The 16,275-nt window shown below is 57.1% G+C and carries 16 protein-coding genes and 1 pseudogene; 7 read left to right on the top strand and 10 right to left on the bottom strand.

Annotated elements, in window-relative coordinates; genetic code table 11:
- Nucleotides 1-92 precede the first annotated feature (92 nt).
- The 4 genes from KZH41_RS01140 to glyQ form a co-directional block, all read right to left on the bottom strand.
- Complete coding sequence (locus KZH41_RS01140) at nucleotides 93-863, bottom strand: lysophospholipid acyltransferase family protein (protein ID WP_094949733.1); 771 nt, start codon at nucleotides 861-863, stop codon at nucleotides 93-95.
- Between the two features lie 82 nt (nucleotides 864-945).
- Nucleotides 946-1,485 carry a D-glycero-beta-D-manno-heptose 1,7-bisphosphate 7-phosphatase gene (gene gmhB, locus KZH41_RS01145; RefSeq protein ID WP_242155984.1) on the bottom strand — a complete coding sequence of 180 codons (540 nt, stop codon included), beginning with the start codon at nucleotides 1,483-1,485 and terminating at the stop codon, nucleotides 946-948.
- Nucleotides 1,485-3,539, bottom strand: a complete 2,055-nt coding sequence (gene glyS / locus KZH41_RS01150; protein ID WP_094949732.1) for a glycine--tRNA ligase subunit beta — start codon at nucleotides 3,537-3,539, stop codon at nucleotides 1,485-1,487. The genes gmhB and glyS overlap by 1 nt, the downstream gene beginning before the upstream one ends.
- On the bottom strand, nucleotides 3,536-4,489 hold the full coding sequence (gene glyQ / locus KZH41_RS01155; protein WP_003213601.1) for a glycine--tRNA ligase subunit alpha: 954 nt from the start codon (nucleotides 4,487-4,489) through the stop codon (nucleotides 3,536-3,538). Before glyQ ends, glyS begins: the two co-directional genes overlap by 4 nt.
- Nucleotides 4,490-4,570: 81 nt before the next feature.
- Here glyQ and KZH41_RS01160 point away from each other — a divergent pair, with 81 nt between their 5' ends.
- From KZH41_RS01160 to KZH41_RS01170, 3 genes are all read left to right on the top strand, one after another.
- Complete coding sequence (locus tag KZH41_RS01160; RefSeq protein WP_094949731.1) at nucleotides 4,571-5,128, top strand: DNA-3-methyladenine glycosylase I; 558 nt, start codon at nucleotides 4,571-4,573, stop codon at nucleotides 5,126-5,128.
- Between the two features lie 40 nt (nucleotides 5,129-5,168).
- Nucleotides 5,169-6,056, top strand: coding sequence for a lysophospholipid acyltransferase (locus KZH41_RS01165; protein ID WP_094949730.1), 888 nt, complete (start codon nucleotides 5,169-5,171; stop codon nucleotides 6,054-6,056).
- Nucleotides 6,057-6,169: 113 nt separating this feature from the next.
- Nucleotides 6,170-7,545, top strand: a protein-coding gene (locus KZH41_RS01170; protein ID WP_406991834.1) for an IS3 family transposase whose coding sequence is annotated in 2 segments (ribosomal slippage) — nucleotides 6,170-6,649 and nucleotides 6,652-7,545 — 1,374 coding nt in all. Because the reading frame shifts where the segments join, the coding sequence is not laid out codon by codon here.
- 105 nt (nucleotides 7,546-7,650) lie between these two features.
- On the opposite strand, the gene KZH41_RS01175 is transcribed toward KZH41_RS01170, so the two are convergent.
- The 5 genes from KZH41_RS01175 to def form a co-directional block, all read right to left on the bottom strand.
- The gene (locus tag KZH41_RS01175; RefSeq protein ID WP_094949729.1) at nucleotides 7,651-7,962 is read right to left on the bottom strand and encodes a hypothetical protein; all 312 of its coding nucleotides are present in this window, start codon (nucleotides 7,960-7,962) and stop codon (nucleotides 7,651-7,653) included.
- Between the two features lie 136 nt (nucleotides 7,963-8,098).
- The gene (gene trkA / locus KZH41_RS01180; protein ID WP_094949728.1) at nucleotides 8,099-9,472 is read right to left on the bottom strand and encodes a Trk system potassium transporter TrkA; all 1,374 of its coding nucleotides are present in this window, start codon (nucleotides 9,470-9,472) and stop codon (nucleotides 8,099-8,101) included.
- Nucleotides 9,473-9,493: 21 nt separating this feature from the next.
- Nucleotides 9,494-10,804: a 16S rRNA (cytosine(967)-C(5))-methyltransferase RsmB gene (gene rsmB, locus KZH41_RS01185; RefSeq protein WP_094949727.1), complete on the bottom strand. Its 1,311-nt coding sequence runs from the start codon at nucleotides 10,802-10,804 to the stop codon at nucleotides 9,494-9,496.
- Entirely contained in the window at nucleotides 10,801-11,754 is a 954-nt protein-coding gene (gene fmt / locus KZH41_RS01190; protein WP_263274230.1) for a methionyl-tRNA formyltransferase, read from the bottom strand. The genes rsmB and fmt overlap by 4 nt, the downstream gene beginning before the upstream one ends.
- A 69-nt stretch (nucleotides 11,755-11,823) precedes the next feature.
- A complete protein-coding gene (def, locus tag KZH41_RS01195; RefSeq protein ID WP_094949725.1) occupies nucleotides 11,824-12,330 on the bottom strand; it encodes a peptide deformylase in 507 nt (168 codons plus the stop codon).
- 135 nt (nucleotides 12,331-12,465) lie between these two features.
- Between def and KZH41_RS01200 the strand changes: the two genes are divergently transcribed.
- The 4 genes and pseudogenes from KZH41_RS01200 (at nucleotide 12,466) to KZH41_RS01215 (ending at nucleotide 15,870) form a co-directional block, all read left to right on the top strand.
- Nucleotides 12,466-13,245: a peptidoglycan-binding protein gene (locus KZH41_RS01200; RefSeq protein ID WP_263274231.1), complete on the top strand. Its 780-nt coding sequence runs from the start codon at nucleotides 12,466-12,468 to the stop codon at nucleotides 13,243-13,245.
- Nucleotides 13,246-13,308: 63 nt separating this feature from the next.
- Nucleotides 13,309-13,995 (top strand): annotated as a pseudogene (locus tag KZH41_RS01205) (DNA-processing protein DprA); the annotation flags it as partial.
- An 87-nt stretch (nucleotides 13,996-14,082) separates the two neighbouring features.
- Nucleotides 14,083-14,979: a nucleotide-binding protein gene (locus tag KZH41_RS01210; RefSeq protein ID WP_263274232.1), complete on the top strand. Its 897-nt coding sequence runs from the start codon at nucleotides 14,083-14,085 to the stop codon at nucleotides 14,977-14,979.
- Between the two features lie 501 nt (nucleotides 14,980-15,480).
- A complete protein-coding gene (locus KZH41_RS01215; RefSeq protein WP_263274233.1) occupies nucleotides 15,481-15,870 on the top strand; it encodes a hypothetical protein in 390 nt (129 codons plus the stop codon).
- A gap of 21 nt (nucleotides 15,871-15,891) precedes the next feature.
- Here KZH41_RS01215 and KZH41_RS01220 read toward each other — a convergent pair whose 3' ends face one another.
- Nucleotides 15,892-16,134, bottom strand: coding sequence for a hypothetical protein (locus tag KZH41_RS01220; RefSeq protein ID WP_263274234.1), 243 nt, complete (start codon nucleotides 16,132-16,134; stop codon nucleotides 15,892-15,894).
- Nucleotides 16,135-16,275 lie beyond the last annotated feature (141 nt).

Below are 16,275 nucleotides of genomic sequence, written 5' to 3' on the forward strand. Positions count from 1 at the left end.
TATGAGCTTAAGAAATATGTAAGTAAATCAGCTTGTTATGAATAAAAAAGGCCGATTTTCCAACAAACCGTACACAGGTTATCCACAGAAGCTCAAATCGCCGGCGTCTCGACAACAACAGGCTCCGGAGGCAATGAACCCATGGCCCGTTGCTGTGCTTCGTTCCACGCTGCGGCGCGGTCATTCAAGGCGGCAATGGCGCGCGGCCCTTCGCCTTCTACGTACATCGGCTCGCCAATCACTACGGTGATAGTGCCTTCGCGTTTAGCCCAGCCAGTCTTCGGCCAGAACTTGCCGGCGTTATGCGCAATTGGCAACACCGGCAGGTTGGCGTTGACCGCCAAGGCGGTGCCGCCCCGCGAAAATTTACCCACGGTGCCGTAAGGCACTCGCGTGCCTTCCGGGAAGATCAGCACCCAAACGCCATCCTTGAGCAGCTCATCGCCTTTCTTGGCTACGTGCTTAAGCGCCGCCTTGGGGTTGTCACGGTCGATGGCGATCGGTCGCAACATCGCCATGGCCCAGCCGAAGAACGGCACGTACAGCAGTTCACGCTTGAGCACTTGGCTCAGCGGCGAGAAGTACGCCGAGAGGAAAAAGGTTTCCCAGGTGCTCTGGTGGTTCGACAGAATCACGCAGGGCTGGTCCGGGACGTTTTCAGCGCCTTTAATCTCGTAGCGAATGCCCAAAAACACCTTGGACAACCACAACGCACAGCGGCACCAATAGACGTTGATAAAGCGATAGCGCGCCTTGAACGGCAGGAACGGCGCAATAAAAAAGCTCAGGGTGCACCAGAGAAGCGAACTGGTGCCCAGCAGCAGGTAAAAGAAAAAGGTTCTGATGGCCTGCAAGATCGACATGGCGGCATTTACCGTTGCGGGACACGGCCCGCCTGTTAAAAGCGCACTCCCGAACAATCCTTGGTCAGGAAGTCGAGGGCGGCTAGTTGTTGATAAGTTCTGCGGCAACCGCCGCCAGATCGTCAAAAATCAAAGTGCCTACCGGCAGGTTTTTCGCCTGGGTCTTTTCGCCTTTCCCGGTCTTAACCAAAACTGGCTGAGAGTCGACGGACTTGGCCGCCTCCAGGTCACCGAGGCTGTCGCCGACGAACCATATCCCAGCCAAGGGCACCTTGTAATGTTCTGCAATGGTTTTCAACATGCCAGGCTTGGGTTTGCGGCAATCGCAGCCCTCGTCCGGCCCGTGGGGGCAGTACACCACCAACCCCACCTCACCGCCCTGCTCGGCCACCAACGTGCGCAAGCGCGCGTGCATGGCGTCCAGGGTGGCGATGTTGTAATAGCCACGGGCGATGCCGGACTGGTTGGTGGCGATGGCCACCGTCCAGCCGGCTTTGCTTAACTGCGCGATGGCCTCGATCGAGCCGGGCAGTGGAATCCACTCCGCCACCGACTTGATGTAAGCGTCGGAGTCGTAATTGATTACTCCGTCCCGATCGAGAATCAGCAGTTTCAACATGATCAGCCCAGTACGGAAATGTCAGCGATGTTGATGAACAAGCCACGCAGACGCGCCAACATGGCGTAGCGGTTTTTCCGCACGTCGGCATCTTCGGCATTGATCATCACCGCTTCGAAGAACGCATCCACCGGCTCACGCAAGGTGGCCAGGCGCGCCAGTGCTTCGGCGTAGTTGCGCTCGGCGAGCAGCGGCTTCACCGCGTTTTCTGCCTTGGCGATGGCCGAGTTCAGCGAGAACTCCTTGGCATCGGCGAACAGGCCCGGGTCAACCTCAGCATTGCCGAGGTTGTCGGCCTTGCTCAAAAGGTTCGACACGCGCTTGTTCACGGCGGCCAGTGCATCGGCTTCCGGCAGCTTGCGGAAGGCCTGTACGGCCTGCACACGCTGATCGAAGTCCAGCGCCGAACCCGGCTGTAGGGCGCGTACCGACAGGTACACCGAAACGTCCACGCCTTCGTCTTCGTAACGCGCACGCAGGCGGTCGAACACGAACTCCAACACTTGCTCGGCCAAACCGGCTTGCTTGACCTTGCCACCAAACTGGCCGACCGCAAACACCACGGCCTGGGTCAGGTCGAGGTCGAGTTTCTTGTCGATCAGGATGCGCAGCACGCCCAGGGCGGCACGGCGCAGGGCATACGGGTCTTTGCTGCCGGTAGGCAGCATGCCGATGCCGAAGATACCCACGAGGGTGTCCAGCTTGTCGGCGATGGCCACGGCCGCACCGGTCAGGGTGGTCGGCAGTTCAGCACCGGCACCGCGCGGCATGTACTGCTCGTTCAGCGCCAGGGCCACATCGTCCGGCTCGCCGTCGTTGAGGGCGTAGTAGTAACCGGCAACACCTTGCATCTCCGGGAACTCGCCAACCATCTCGGTGGCCAGGTCGCACTTGGACAGCAGGCCTGCACGCGCAGACCAGGCGGCATCACCACCAATGCGCGGCGCGATGTAGGCGGCCAGCTTGGAAACACGTACGGCTTTGTCGTAGACGCTGCCGAGTTTTTCCTGGAACACCACGTTTTGCAGGCGCAGGTTGAAGTCTTCCAGCTTCTGCTTCTTGTCTTGCTTGAAGAAGAACTCGGCGTCGGTCAGGCGCGGGCGCACGACTTTCTCGTTACCGGCGATGATCTGCTGCGGGTCCTTGCTTTCGATGTTGGCCACGGTGATAAAGCGCGGCAGCAACTTGCCGTCCACGTCCAGCAGGCAGAAATACTTCTGGTTGTCCTGCATGGTGGTGATCAGGGCTTCTTGCGGCACGTCGAGGAAACGCTCTTCGAACGAGCACACCAGCGGCACCGGCCATTCAACCAGTGCGGTCACTTCGTCAAGCAGGCTTGGCGGCACGATGGCAGTGCCTTCCTGCTGGCGAGCCAGCTCTTCGGTGCGCTTGCTGATCAGCTCACGACGCTCGTTGGCATCGGCCAGCACGTAAGCGGCGCGCAGGTCGGCGGCATAGTTGGCGGGCGAGGTGATACGCACCGCTTCTGGGTGATGGAAACGGTGGCCACGGGAATCACGGCCAGCCGTCTGGGCAAGGATCGTGCAGTCGATCACTTGGTCACCTAGCAGCATCACCAGCCATTGGGTTGGGCGTACGAACTCTTCCTTACGCGCACCCCAGCGCATGCGCTTAGGGATCGGCAGGTCGTTCAGGGAATCTTCAACGATGGTCGGCAACAGGCTCGCCGTCGGCTTACCGGTGATGACCTGGCTGAAACGCAGTTTCGGGCCGCTCTGGTCGATCTCGCTCAGCTCGACGCCGCACTTCTTGGCAAAACCCAAGGCTGCTTGAGTCGGGTTGCCTTGCGCATCGAAAGCGGCTTGGCGCGGCGGGCCGTCGAGGTTGATGCTGCGGTCCGGCTGCTGGGTTTCCAGCGCGGTCAGCAACACCGCCAGGCGACGTGGCGCGGCATAGACTTTCTTCGCCGCGAATTTCAAGCCGGCGCTGTGCAGGCCTTTTTCGATACCGGCCAGGAACGCGTCGGCCAGGGTGTTGAGTGCCTTGGGTGGCAGCTCTTCAGTGCCCAGTTCAACCAGGAAATCTTGAGCACTCATTGTGCAGCCTCCAGCTTAGCCAAAACTTCATCACGCAAATCCGGGGTTGCCATCGGGAAGCCCAGCTTGGCGCGAGCCAGCAGGTAGGCTTGGGCGACGGAACGCGCCAGGGTGCGTACACGCAGGATGTATTGCTGGCGCGCGGTAACCGAGATGGCACGGCGAGCATCCAGCAGGTTGAAGGTATGGGACGCCTTCAACACCATTTCATAGCTTGGCAACGGCAGCGGCTGGTCGAGTTCGATTAGGCGCTTGGCTTCGCTTTCATAGAAGTCGAACAGTTCGAACAGCTTCTCGACGTTGGCGTGTTCGAAGTTGTAAGTCGATTGCTCCACTTCGTTCTGGTGGAACACATCGCCATACGTCACTTTGCCGAACGGGCCGTCAGCCCAGACCAGGTCGTAGACCGAATCCACGCCTTGCAGGTACATGGCCAGGCGCTCGAGGCCGTAAGTGATCTCACCGGTCACCGGGTAGCACTCGATGCCGCCCGCTTGCTGGAAGTAAGTGAACTGCGTCACTTCCATGCCGTTGAGCCAGACTTCCCAGCCCAGGCCCCAGGCGCCCAGCGTTGGCGACTCCCAGTTGTCTTCGACGAAACGGATGTCGTGCACCAGTGGGTCAAGGCCGACATGTTTCAGCGAGCCCAGGTACAGCTCCTGGAAGTTGTCCGGGTTCGGCTTCAGTACCACCTGGAACTGGTAGTAGTGCTGCAGACGGTTCGGGTTTTCGCCGTAGCGGCCGTCAGTCGGGCGACGACTGGGCTGCACATAAGCGGCGTTCCAGGTTTCCGGGCCGATGGCCCGCAGGAATGTTGCGGTGTGGAAAGTGCCGGCGCCTACTTCCATATCGTAGGGCTGAAGTACCACACAACCTTGCTCGGCCCAGTATTGCTGGAGGGCGAGGATCAAGTCTTGGAAGGTACGCACGGCTGGCGTAGGCTGGCTCACGAAATTCACCTGTTACTTGGGCTGCGATTTAAAGAGCGGGAGTATACCCGATTCGGCCCTGCCACCACTCCCTGGAGCCTTATGCCACGCTGCTTTTGGTGTTCTGAAGATCCGCTGTACATGGCTTATCACGATCAGGAGTGGGGAACGCCGCTGCGCGATGCGCAGGGTCTGTTCGAGTTGCTTTTGCTCGAAGGGTTCCAGGCGGGCCTGTCCTGGATCACTGTTTTACGCAAACGCGAACATTATCGAAAGGTCTTGTTCGGCTTTGATGCACCGCGTTTGGCCAAGCTGACCGATGCTGAAATTGAAGCACTGATGCTCGACCCGGGTATCGTACGCAATCGTCTGAAGCTCAATGCTACCCGCCGCAATGCCGCGGCCTGGCTGGCGCTGGAAGACCCGGTGGGCTTGCTCTGGTCGTTTGTCGGCGGCGTGCCCAAGGTCAATCACTTTACGGATCGCAGCCAGGTCCCGGCTATCACGCCAGAGGCCGAAGCCATGAGCCGTGCCTTGAAAAAAGCCGGTTTCACGTTCGTCGGGCCGACCATTTGCTACGCGTTCATGCAGGCCTCGGGGATGGTCATGGATCACACCCAGGACTGCGACCGTTACGCGGACTTGGCCAACGCCGGTTAGAATGGCGGCTTTGCGCACCACACACGATCAGGAGTGACCTGTGGAAAAGTTTAAAGGCGCCTTGCTGGTAGGCGCTCTTCGGTTGTTTGCCCTGTTGCCTTGGCGGGCTGTTCAAGCCGTCGGCACGGCGATTGGCTGGATCATGTGGAAAACCCCCAACCGCTCCCGCGAGACGGTGCGGATCAACCTCTCCAAGTGCTTCCCGGACATGGACCCGGCCGCGCGTGAGCGCCTGGTTGGCCAGAGCCTGATGGACATTGGCAAGTCCCTGACTGAAAGCGCCTGCGCCTGGATATGGCCGGCCCAGCGCTCCATCGACCTGGTGCGTGAAGTCGAAGGCCTGGAAGTGCTGCATGAGGCCCTGGCCTCTGGCAAAGGCGTGGTCGGCATCACCAGCCACCTGGGCAACTGGGAAGTGTTGAACCACTTCTATTGCAACCAGTGCAAACCGATCATTTTCTACCGCCCGCCCAAGCTCAAGGCCGTGGACGACTTGCTGCGCAAACAGCGTGTGCAACTGGGCAACCGTGTAGCCGCGTCGACCAAGGAAGGCATTCTGAGTGTGATCAAGGAAGTGCGCAAAGGTGGCCAGGTGGGTATTCCTGCCGACCCGGAGCCAGCGGAATCGGCCGGTATCTTCGTGCCGTTTTTCGCCACCCAGGCACTGACCAGCAAGTTTGTGCCGAACATGCTCGCAGGCCATAAGGCCGTGGGCGTGTTCCTGCATGCGCTGCGGCTGCCGGACGGTTCGGGCTACAAAGTGATCCTCGAAGCGGCGCCGGAAGACATGTACAGCACCGACACCGCCACGTCCTGCGCGGCGATGAGCAAAGTGGTGGAGCGGTATGTCGGGGCTTATCCGAGCCAGTACATGTGGAGCATGAAGCGCTTCAAGAAACGCCCACCGGGTGAGGCGCGGTGGTACTGATATACGACTGACTTACGGTCGATGCAAAACCAATGTGGGAGCGGGCTTGCTCGCGAATGCGGTGTGAAGTGCGCCCCAGAAGTTGGACACCCGTCCAACTCCTGAGGCTTTTCATGAGCAAATACACGACGCAGTTCAAGCTTTCCGCCATTACCACTTTCCTTGAGCAGGGCCGAGGCTTTCGCCGCATAGCCGCTCAATTTCAAATGGATCCCACCTTGCTTCGTCGTTGGGTGGAGGCTTACCGATTACATGGCGAAGCCTGTCTAAGCAGAACCGGCGAACGCTACAGTCCCTTGTTCAAGTTTTCAGTGCTGCAACGCATGTGGCGCGACTCCTTATCCTTGCGCCGCGCAGCGGCGCTCTTCAACCTGGGTAACTCAAGCCAGGTGGGCAGATGGCAACAGCAGTATTACAGTGGCGGTATTGAAGCCCTGGAGTCAGGGAAAAAAGGATCGATTACCGCTATGCCCAAGCCGCCTTCTAAACCGCGTAAAACTACCACCCCACTCACCGACGCACAGCTTGCACACAAGGCATTACTCGATGAACTGCAGTATTTGCGCATGGAGAACGCCTACCTAAAAAAGCTTGGAGAGTTGGGCGAGGCGGTGATGAGGCGAGAGAGAGAAGCGAAGAAAAAGCCCGATTAGTCACTGAGCTCAAACAAGCTTTCCCCTTGAGTGATTTGCTCAAGCTGGTAGGTCTTGCGCGAAGTACGTACTACTACCAACTCAAGGCGATGGGCGTTGCGGACCGGTTTATCTCGATCAAAGCCTCTATCCAGACGATCCAAGACGAGAATGAGGGCCGCCTTGGTTACCGTCGGATGACTTTAGAGCTACGTAAGCAAACGCCGTTGATCAACGGTAAAACGGTACGACGGCTGATGGGAGAGTTAGGCCTGAAATGCACAGTGCGACCGAAAAAATACAAATCGTATAAAGGGCCAATGGGAGAGGTATCGCCCAATATCCTGGCTCGTCAGTTCGAAGCTGAGCAACCAAATCAGAAATGGGTGACCGATGTCACCGAGTTCAAAGTGGCCGGCAAAAAGCTGTATCTGTCCCCAGTACTGGACTTGTACAACGGAGAGATTGTGGCCTATAAGACCGCCGTCCGCCCCCAATACGCCTTGGTAGGCGACATGCTGGAGCTGGCCCTTGAGCGCTTGCCCGAAGGCGCCAAACCCATGCTGCACTCGGATCAGGGCTGGCACTATCGACACTCAAAGTATCGGGAAAAACTGGAAAAAGCTGGGTTGGAACAGAGCATGTCTCGCAAAGGGAACTGCTATGACAACGCCACAATGGAAAGCTTTTTCGGTACCCTGAAGTCGGAGTTTTACTATCGGGAAAGCTTCGACAGCGTTGCTCAGCTGCAGGCCGGGCTGGATAAGTACATCCATTACTACAACCATAAGCGAATCAAAACGAAGCTTGGCGGACTGAGCCCTGTGGCTTACAGAACCCGGTCCGCGGTAGCCTAACCATTAGCTGTCCAACTTTTGGGGCGCACTTCAGTGTATCAGACACACATTAGGTGGCTGACACTATGCCTTCGCGAGCAAGCCCGCTCCCACATTTGGTTCCGATTAAGCCTGGCGGTCGAGTTTCTTCAGGAACACCGTCATCTCTTTTTCGGCCTGCTTGTCGCCATGGGCCTGGGCCGCTTCGATGCCCTTCTCCCAAGCGTTACGTGCTGCGGCGCTATCGCCCAACCCTTGCTGCGCCTTGCCCAACAACTTCCACGCCGCCGAATACTTCGGGTCAAACTCGACACACTTTTGCAAATGCTCTGCCGCCTTGGCGTTGTCCTTCACGTCCAGATAACCCTTGCCCAAGCCAAAGCGCAGCAATGAATTATCCACACCCTTGGCGAGCATTTTTTCCAGGGATTCGAGCATGGCTGTGTGTCCTTTAGCTAGGTAGGGCTTTCAATATCGTTATCGCGGGCAAGCCCACTCCCACAGTAGGAACGCGATCGCCTGTGGGAGCGGGCTTGCCCGCGATGACGGCGGCAGGCTCACCTGAATGTTTTGATCAGAAGAAGCTCAACCCCACGTGGAACAGCTTCTCCACATCGCGGATATGTTTCTTATCCACCAGAAACAGGATCACATGGTCACCCGTGGCGATCACGGTGTCGTCATGGGCGATGATCACCTCTTCGTCACGAATAATCGCACCAATGGTGGTGCCCGGCGGCAGGCCGATGTCGCGGATGGCCTTGCCAATCACCTTGCTCGATTTCGAATCGCCATGGGCAATCGCCTCGATGGCTTCCGCCGCGCCCCGGCGCAGGGAGTGCACGCTGACGATATCGCCACGGCGCACGTGGGTGAGTAAGGTGCCGATGGTCGCCAACTGCGGGCTGATGGCGATGTCGATATCACCGCCCTGGATCAGGTCGACATAGGCCGGGTTGTTGATGATGGTCATCACCTTCTTCGCCCCCAACCGCTTGGCTAACAGCGAGGACATGATGTTGGCCTCGTCATCGTTGGTCAGGGCCAGGAAGATATCGGCGTCGGCGATGTTCTCTTCCATCAACAGGTCGCGGTCCGAGGCGCTGCCTTGCAGTACGACGGTGCTGTCCAGGGTGTCGGACAAATGCCGGCAACGTGCCGGGCTCATCTCGATGATCTTCACTTGGTAGCGGCTCTCGATGGCCTCGGCCAAACGCTCGCCGATTTGCCCACCGCCGGCGATGACGATGCGTTTGTAAGTCTCATCCAAACGGCGCATTTCGCTCATCACCGCGCGAATATTCGCTTTGGCGGCGATGAAAAACACTTCGTCGTCTGCTTCGATCACCGTATCGCCCTGAGGCAGGATCGGCCGGTCGCGACGGAAAATCGCCGCTACGCGGGTTTCCACATTCGGCATGTGTTCGCGCAGCTGGCGCAATTGCTGGCCCACCAGCGGGCCGCCGTAATAGGCTTTTACAGCGACCAATTGCGCCTTGCCTTCGGCGAAGTCGATCACCTGCAAGGCACCCGGAATTTCGATCAGGCGCTTGATGTAGTGGGTCACTACTTGCTCAGGGCTGATCAGCACGTCCACGGGAATCGCGTCGTTGTCGAAAAGCCCTGCACGGGTCAGGTAGGCCGCCTCACGGACGCGGGCGATCTTGGTCGGCGTGTGAAACAGGGTGTGAGCGACCTGGCAGGCGACCATGTTGGTCTCGTCGCTGTTGGTCACCGCCACCAGCATGTCGGCATCGTCGGCACCGGCCTGGCGCAGCACCGTCGGGAATGACGCGCGGCCTTGCACGGTGCGGATGTCCAGGCGGTCGCCGAGGTTACGCAGGCGCTCGGCATCAGTGTCGACCACGGTGATGTCGTTGGCTTCGCTGGCCAAATGTTCGGCCAGCGTGCCGCCAACCTGCCCTGCTCCAAGGATGATGATTTTCATCCGGTCACTCCCTTAAAACCATTAGCCGCGCGCGGCGGCAATCTTGATCAGTTTGGCGTAGTAGAAGCCATCGTGTCCGCCTTCCTGTGCGAGCAACTGGCGGCCGTGGGGCTGCTTGATGCCGGCTGCCGTGGCGAGGTCCAGTTCGCGCGCGCCGCTGGTGCGCGCGAGGAAGGCTTCGATCACCTCGGTGTTCTCGGTGGGCAAGGTGGAGCACGTGGCGTAGAGCAGGATGCCGCCCACTTCCAGGGTTGGCCACAGGGCGTCGAGCAGTTCGCCTTGCAGCACGGCCAGGGCGGCGATGTCGTCGGGTTGGCGGGTCAGCTTGATGTCCGGGTGGCGGCGGATGACGCCGGTGGCGGAACAGGGTGCATCGAGCAGGATGCGCTGGAAGGGTTTGCCGTCCCACCAGGTGGCGGTGTCGCGGCCATCGGCGGCGATCAGGTCGGCGCTCAGCCCCAGGCGCGCGAGGTTTTCGCGCACGCGCACCAGGCGCTTGGCTTCAAGGTCGACAGCAACCACACCGGCGAGGTCTTTTTCGACTTCCAGAATGTGACAGGTCTTACCGCCCGGTGCGCAGCAGGCATCAAGCACGCGCTGGCCGGGCGCCAGGTCGAGCAGGTCGGCGGCCAATTGCGCGGCTTCGTCCTGCACGCTGATCCAGCCTTCGGCAAAGCCCGGCAAGGCGCGCACGTCGGTGGCCGCTTCCAGCACGATGCCGTCGGGGCTGTACACGCACGGCGTGGCGTTGATGCCGGCGGCGGTGAGCAATTGCAGATAAGCGTCACGGCTGTGATGACGACGGTTGACCCGCAGGATCATCGGCGGATGCGCATTGTTGGCCGCGCAAATGGCTTCCCATTGCTCAGGCCAGAAGGCTTTCAGGGATTTTTGCAGCCAGCGCGGGTGAGCGGTGCGCACCACCGGGTCATGTTCCAGCTCGGCCAGCAGCGCTTCGCTCTCGCGCTGGGCGCGGCGCAGCACGGCGTTGAGCAGGGCTTTGGCCCAAGGCTTTTTGAGCTTGTCGGCGCAACCGACGGTTTCACCGATGGCGGCGTGGGCCGGCACGCGGGTGTAGAGCAACTGATAAAGACCGACCAGCAGCAGTGCCTCCACATCGGCATCCGCCGCTTTGAACGGCTTTTGCAGCAGCTTGGCCGCCAGCGCCGACAAGCGCGGCTGCCAGCGGGCAGTGCCAAAGGCCAGGTCCTGGGTGAAACCGCGATCGCGGTCTTCAACCTTATCCATCTGCGTGGGCAATGAGCTGTTCAACGAAGCCTTGCCGTTGAGCACGGCGGCGAGAGCCTTGGCGGCGGCCAGACGCGGGTTCATTGAGCGATCGCCCCGAGAACCGTGCCCAGGGCAAATTTCTCACGACGGCTGTTGAACAAATCGCTGAAATTAAGCGCTTTACCGCCGGGCAATTGCAGACGCGTCAGGCACAGCGCCTGTTCACCGCAGGCGACCAACAGGCCTTCTTTGCTGGCGCCGATGATTTCACCGGGGGCGCCCTTGCCTTCAGCCAAGGTGGCGGCCAGCACTTTCAACGCTTCGCCGTTGAGGGTGCTGTGGCAGATCGGCCACGGGTTGAAGGCGCGCACCAGGCGCTCCAGCTCTACGGCCGGGCGGCTCCAGTCGATGCGCGCTTCGTCTTTGTTGAGTTTGTGGGCGTAGGTGGCGAGGCTGTCGTCCTGCACTTCGCCTTCCAGGGTACCGGCAGCCAGGCCAGCGATGGCTTGGATTACGGCCGGCGGGCCCAGCTCGACGAGACGGTCGTGCAAGCTGCCGCCGGTGTCTTGGGCGGTGATCGGGGTGGTGACTTTCAGCAGCATCGGGCCGGTGTCCAGGCCCGCCTCCATGCGCATCACGGTCACACCGCTTTCGCTGTCACCGGCTTGCACGGCGCGCTGGATCGGCGCCGCACCGCGCCAGCGTGGCAGCAGCGAAGCGTGGCTGTTGATGCAGCCCAGGCGTGAGATATCCAGCACGGCCTGGGGCAGGATCAAGCCATAGGCCACCACCACCAGCAGGTCCGGTGTCAGCGCCGCCATCTCCGCCTGAGCCTCGGCGTTACGCAGGGTCGGCGGTTGCAGCACGGGAATGTTGTGCTCCAGCGCCAACTGCTTGACCGGGCTCGGCATCAGTTTTTGCCCGCGACCGGCCGGGCGATCCGGCTGGGTGTACACCGCGACGATGTCATAAGGGCTGGCAAGCAGCGCCTTAAGGTGTTCGGCAGCAAATTCAGGAGTGCCGGCAAAAACAATGCGCAGTGGCTCGGTCATGGGAGGTCTCGGTTAAAAACAGTCACAAAAGAAAAAGGCTTGCCGCAGCAAGCCTTTGGAAGAAGGGCATCAAGCTTGCTGGCGATGCTTTTTTTCCAGCTTCTTCTTGATCCGGTCGCGTTTAAGCGTGGACAGGTAATCAACAAACAGCTTGCCGTTGAGGTGGTCGCATTCGTGCTGGATGCACACCGCCAGCAGGCCTTCAGCGATCAGCTCGTAGGGCTTGCCGTCACGGTCCAGCGCCTTGATCTTCACGCGCACCGGGCGTTCAACGTTCTCGTAGAACTCCGGCACCGACAGGCAGCCTTCTTGGTATTCGCCCATCTCATCGGTCAGCGGTTCGAACTCAGGGTTGATAAACACCCGCGGTTCGCTGCGATCTTCCGACAGGTCCATGACCACGACGCGCTGATGCACGTTGACCTGGGTCGCGGCGAGGCCGATGCCCGGGGCTTCATACATTGTTTCAAACATGTCATCGACCAACTGACGAACCTTGTCGTCCACTACGGCCACCGGTTTGGCGATCGTGCGCAGGCGCGAGTCGGGAAATTCGAGGATGTTCAAAATAGCCATAAGCGTAATTGCTGCACATGTGAGGTAGAGGCAAATCGGCGGTGGGATGGACCCAGGCAGCCGGTGTGAAAGGTTCGAAAGCCGCGAAGGCTATGGCATTTCACGCGAACGTACATAATAAAGGAGATTCACCCCATGAGGAAATCGCTACTCGTCTTGCTGTTGTGGGCGCCGCTCACCATGGCCATGATTCCACAGCCCGGCCAGCGCCTGGAACAGGCGACGCAACAGGCTATCCAGCACTTCTTACTGCACAACCGCATTCTCGATACGGCCCAGGACCTGGACAAAGCGCCTTACATTGTCGCGGCCGACGCGGGTCGAGTGCTGGGCGCCAACGGCGAGCGTGTGTATGCACGAGGCGTCCTGGACCCGACCCAGCCACAGTATGGGATCTTTCGCCGTGGCAAGGCCTACACCGACCCCGACACCCAGGAACTGCTGGGCATCAACGCCGACGACATCGGCACCGCACGCTTTGTGATGGCGGGCGACCTCACCACCCTGGCGGTGCAACGGGTCACCCAGGAAGTACGTCCTGGCGATCGACTGCTGCGCGCCGAACCGCCCGCCGAACCGCCCGCCGAGCCGGCCACCCTGAAACCTGCGCGCTTTGTCCAAGGGCACATCATCGACGTTCCCAAAGGCGTCACCCAGATAGGTGTGCTGGACGCCGTGACCTTGAACAAGGGCCGCCGCGATGGGTTGGTTGAAGGCCAATTGCTGGCCGTGATCAAAGCGGGCGCCAGTGTACGCGACACCCTTACCGGCGCTTCAACCCAACTCCCCGACGAGCGCGCCGGCACCCTGGTGGTGTTCCGCACCTATGAAAAGCTCAGTTATGGCCTGGTGCTAAGTGCCTCACGCGCCCTGGCCGTGAGGGACAGATTCGAGACTGCCCAACAAACACAATAAATAGGCTGCTAAATAAGTTACCAACAGAGTTATCCACAGCTTGTTCCGGTCAAGGATGATCAAATGTATCCGATAAACAGCAGTGAAATTTCCCCGTCAGAACTGGAAGCCCGACTACGCTTGCACAGGCTGCCAGAACTGGGCCCCAAGCGTTTTGGTGTATTGATCGAGGCGTTTGGGTCTGCTTCAAAGGCCATCAGCGCCCCGGCCAGTGCTTGGCGTTCCCTCGGGTTGCCGGCCATCAGCGCCGATGCCCGGCGTAGCCCTGAAATTCGTGACGGTGCCGCTCACGCTTTGGCGTGGTTGGAGCACCCGGCCCAGCATTTGCTGATGTGGGACCAGCCTGAGTACCCTGCCTTGCTCGCCCAGATAGACGACGCGCCACCGTTGTTATTCGTCGCCGGCGACCCGAAAATCCTCGAAAAACCGCAGTTGGCCATGGTCGGCAGCCGCCGTGCTTCGCGCCCCGGCATGGACACTGCCGCCGCCTTTTCCCGCAGCCTGGCGAGTGCTGGTTTTGTCATCACCAGTGGCCTCGCGTTGGGCATAGATGGCGCGGCGCATCAGGCAGCCCTGGACGTTGGCGGCCAGACAATCGGTGTGCTCGGCACTGGGCTTGAAAACTTTTATCCACAGCGCCACCGAAAGCTCGCCGTCGCGATGATTGCCCAAGGCAGCGCGGTGGTTTCCGAGTTTCCGCTGGATGCTGCGCCCCAGGCCGCGAACTTCCCCCGGCGCAACCGGATCATGATTCGGTAAACGATTTATCCGAGTGAAAAATCTAACAAATTCACCTGCATGTGAGCAACATAGTGGTGATGATGGAGGCATTTCGCTATGCTCAAAAAATGGTCAATTCGCCACGCACACGGATCGGTAAAAATGAGGAAACCTCGGATATTTTTGGCCTCTTCAGTTGAAGGCCTTGGTGTAGCTAATGCTATCAATGAGTGCCTCGACTATGACTCCGAGATTGTGCATTGGAAGGCCGGGTTCAGTCTGTCCAGCAATACAATAGACAGTTTGATGGAAAAGTCTCGAACGGTAGACTTTGCGATATTCGTTTTCACCCCTGATGACGTATCAACTATTCGAGAGCAGAGCCATATTGTAGTAAGGGATAACGTCCTATTCGAACTTGGCCTTTTCATCGGCAGGCTAACAAAAGAACGCTGCTTTATTATTAAGCCTAGGGATATTGAACTTCACTTCCCTACTGACCTGCTAGGTCTAACTCCGGCTGACTACGATGGTAACCGTTCAGATAAGGACTTAACGCAGGCAGTTGGCGCACCGTGCAATAAAGTTAAGAAAGAGATTGTACGACTAGGTTTAGCTACGGATGATATTGAGATCATTAAGGCTCAAACCAAAAAAACTGGTTTCGATTACGAAGTTGGTGATACCGAGTTACGTCTACTATTAGAAATTTTCGAAAAAGGACTTCATAGTGTGGAGGGCGTAGCTTCGAATGAGATATTTAATGATTCTCGTCAGAGCGATTTCAGCTCCATTGCAATTATTAAGATAGAAAGGTTAGGCCTTATTGAAAAAGAAGTACGCGCCTACAACATGCACGAGTACTACACATACTCTATAACACCTGATGGATTAGAATACATTTTAACTAATGAAACAAAGTTAAAGGCTTCTAGGAAACCCACGCCTGCTGTGAGACCAAGCAAAACCAAAGACAAGACATTTGACTCTTTCGACGATGACATACCATTTTGACCCTCATACACAGCCAAGCGGTTTTGGTTGTGTGTTGGCGCTGTAATCAGCCTTCTAGTAGCGTTGACCTGGGGGACTAGGTTTACAGGTCTTACAATTGCAATGACTGGATGAATTTGTAGAAAATTTAGTAGGTTAATACACACCCACTAAAAAAGTAAAAATGCCGTTTATTTATCCAGAACGGTGCCTACTAGTGCAAACACTAGTGCAAACACTAGTGCAATACCAAGAAACGAACCGAATGCAGTGGCTACACTGCCAGAGGCAAACCCAATTATCACACTAATAACTGCACTTGACACCAAAATCATAGCGGCTTTTTGTTCATTCTCTTTTTCGCGTGCCATTTTCAAAGCTCTAAATAATGGATTAAAAGTACACATATCTTAAAACGGTAAAGCAGAGATTACAATAAATATTATTTGATACTCGCAGCAACCAGAGTTAGACGCAAATAAAAATGCTATTATTCAAGACATATAATAAAAATAATTACACATGGAAGACTTCTTTAAATTTATTCTTGTGCTTGTTGGTCTCTGCATTGCAGTAAGGGTTGGCTATTTTGAAAACACAAGCAATGTCCCTGTCGGAACTGTTATTGAAACTAAAATATCAGCAAAAGATAAAATGACAGATAAAGAAAGAAAAGAGTCTGAAAGAGCCTATCAAGCTGCATCTCGTGATTGTAAAAACAAAGACAAATTCAATGAGAGCGGTAGTACGCTACTTCAAATAAGTCATTCATTTAATTTTAAGACCGGAAGTTGTGAGCAAGCCAAGACGCTTTGGAAAGACCAAGACGATAAATTCTGGAGAAACCCAACTTATTTAAGTAAAGGCGTGATTGTAAAAACTTATACATTACCGACAAACCCATATTACTAAAAAAGCCCGAAGGGCTCTTGATTAGAATTTGTGTGTTTTTCTATTGGCTTTTCTTTCATCAATCGCCGCTTGCATAGCCGCTGCCTGTTCTTTTGTGAAAATCTCAACCCAACGAATACCTTGATATTGTCTTTTGCGCCATACGCCGAACGTTTTTTTGTGTGTGTTTTCTTTTAGAAGCTTTAGGCACCACTTGCCGATGTTCTTTTCATAAACATTAAAATCAATGTGATTGATAAACGTAGCGTCTGGGTAATGGCTCATCCAGTAGCATTCTTTATGTGCCTCTAATTGCTTTTGGATAGATTTAGTTTTGGGATACATAATATAAGCATTTGTTATACTCTGATTTTACCATTTATTTTGCTGTTCAATAGAGAACCTGAACTTAACGTCTAGACACGG

Origin of the sequence: Pseudomonas sp. YeP6b (assembly GCF_025642995.1) — a bacterium.
Classification (GTDB): Bacteria; Pseudomonadota; Gammaproteobacteria; order Pseudomonadales; family Pseudomonadaceae; genus Aquipseudomonas.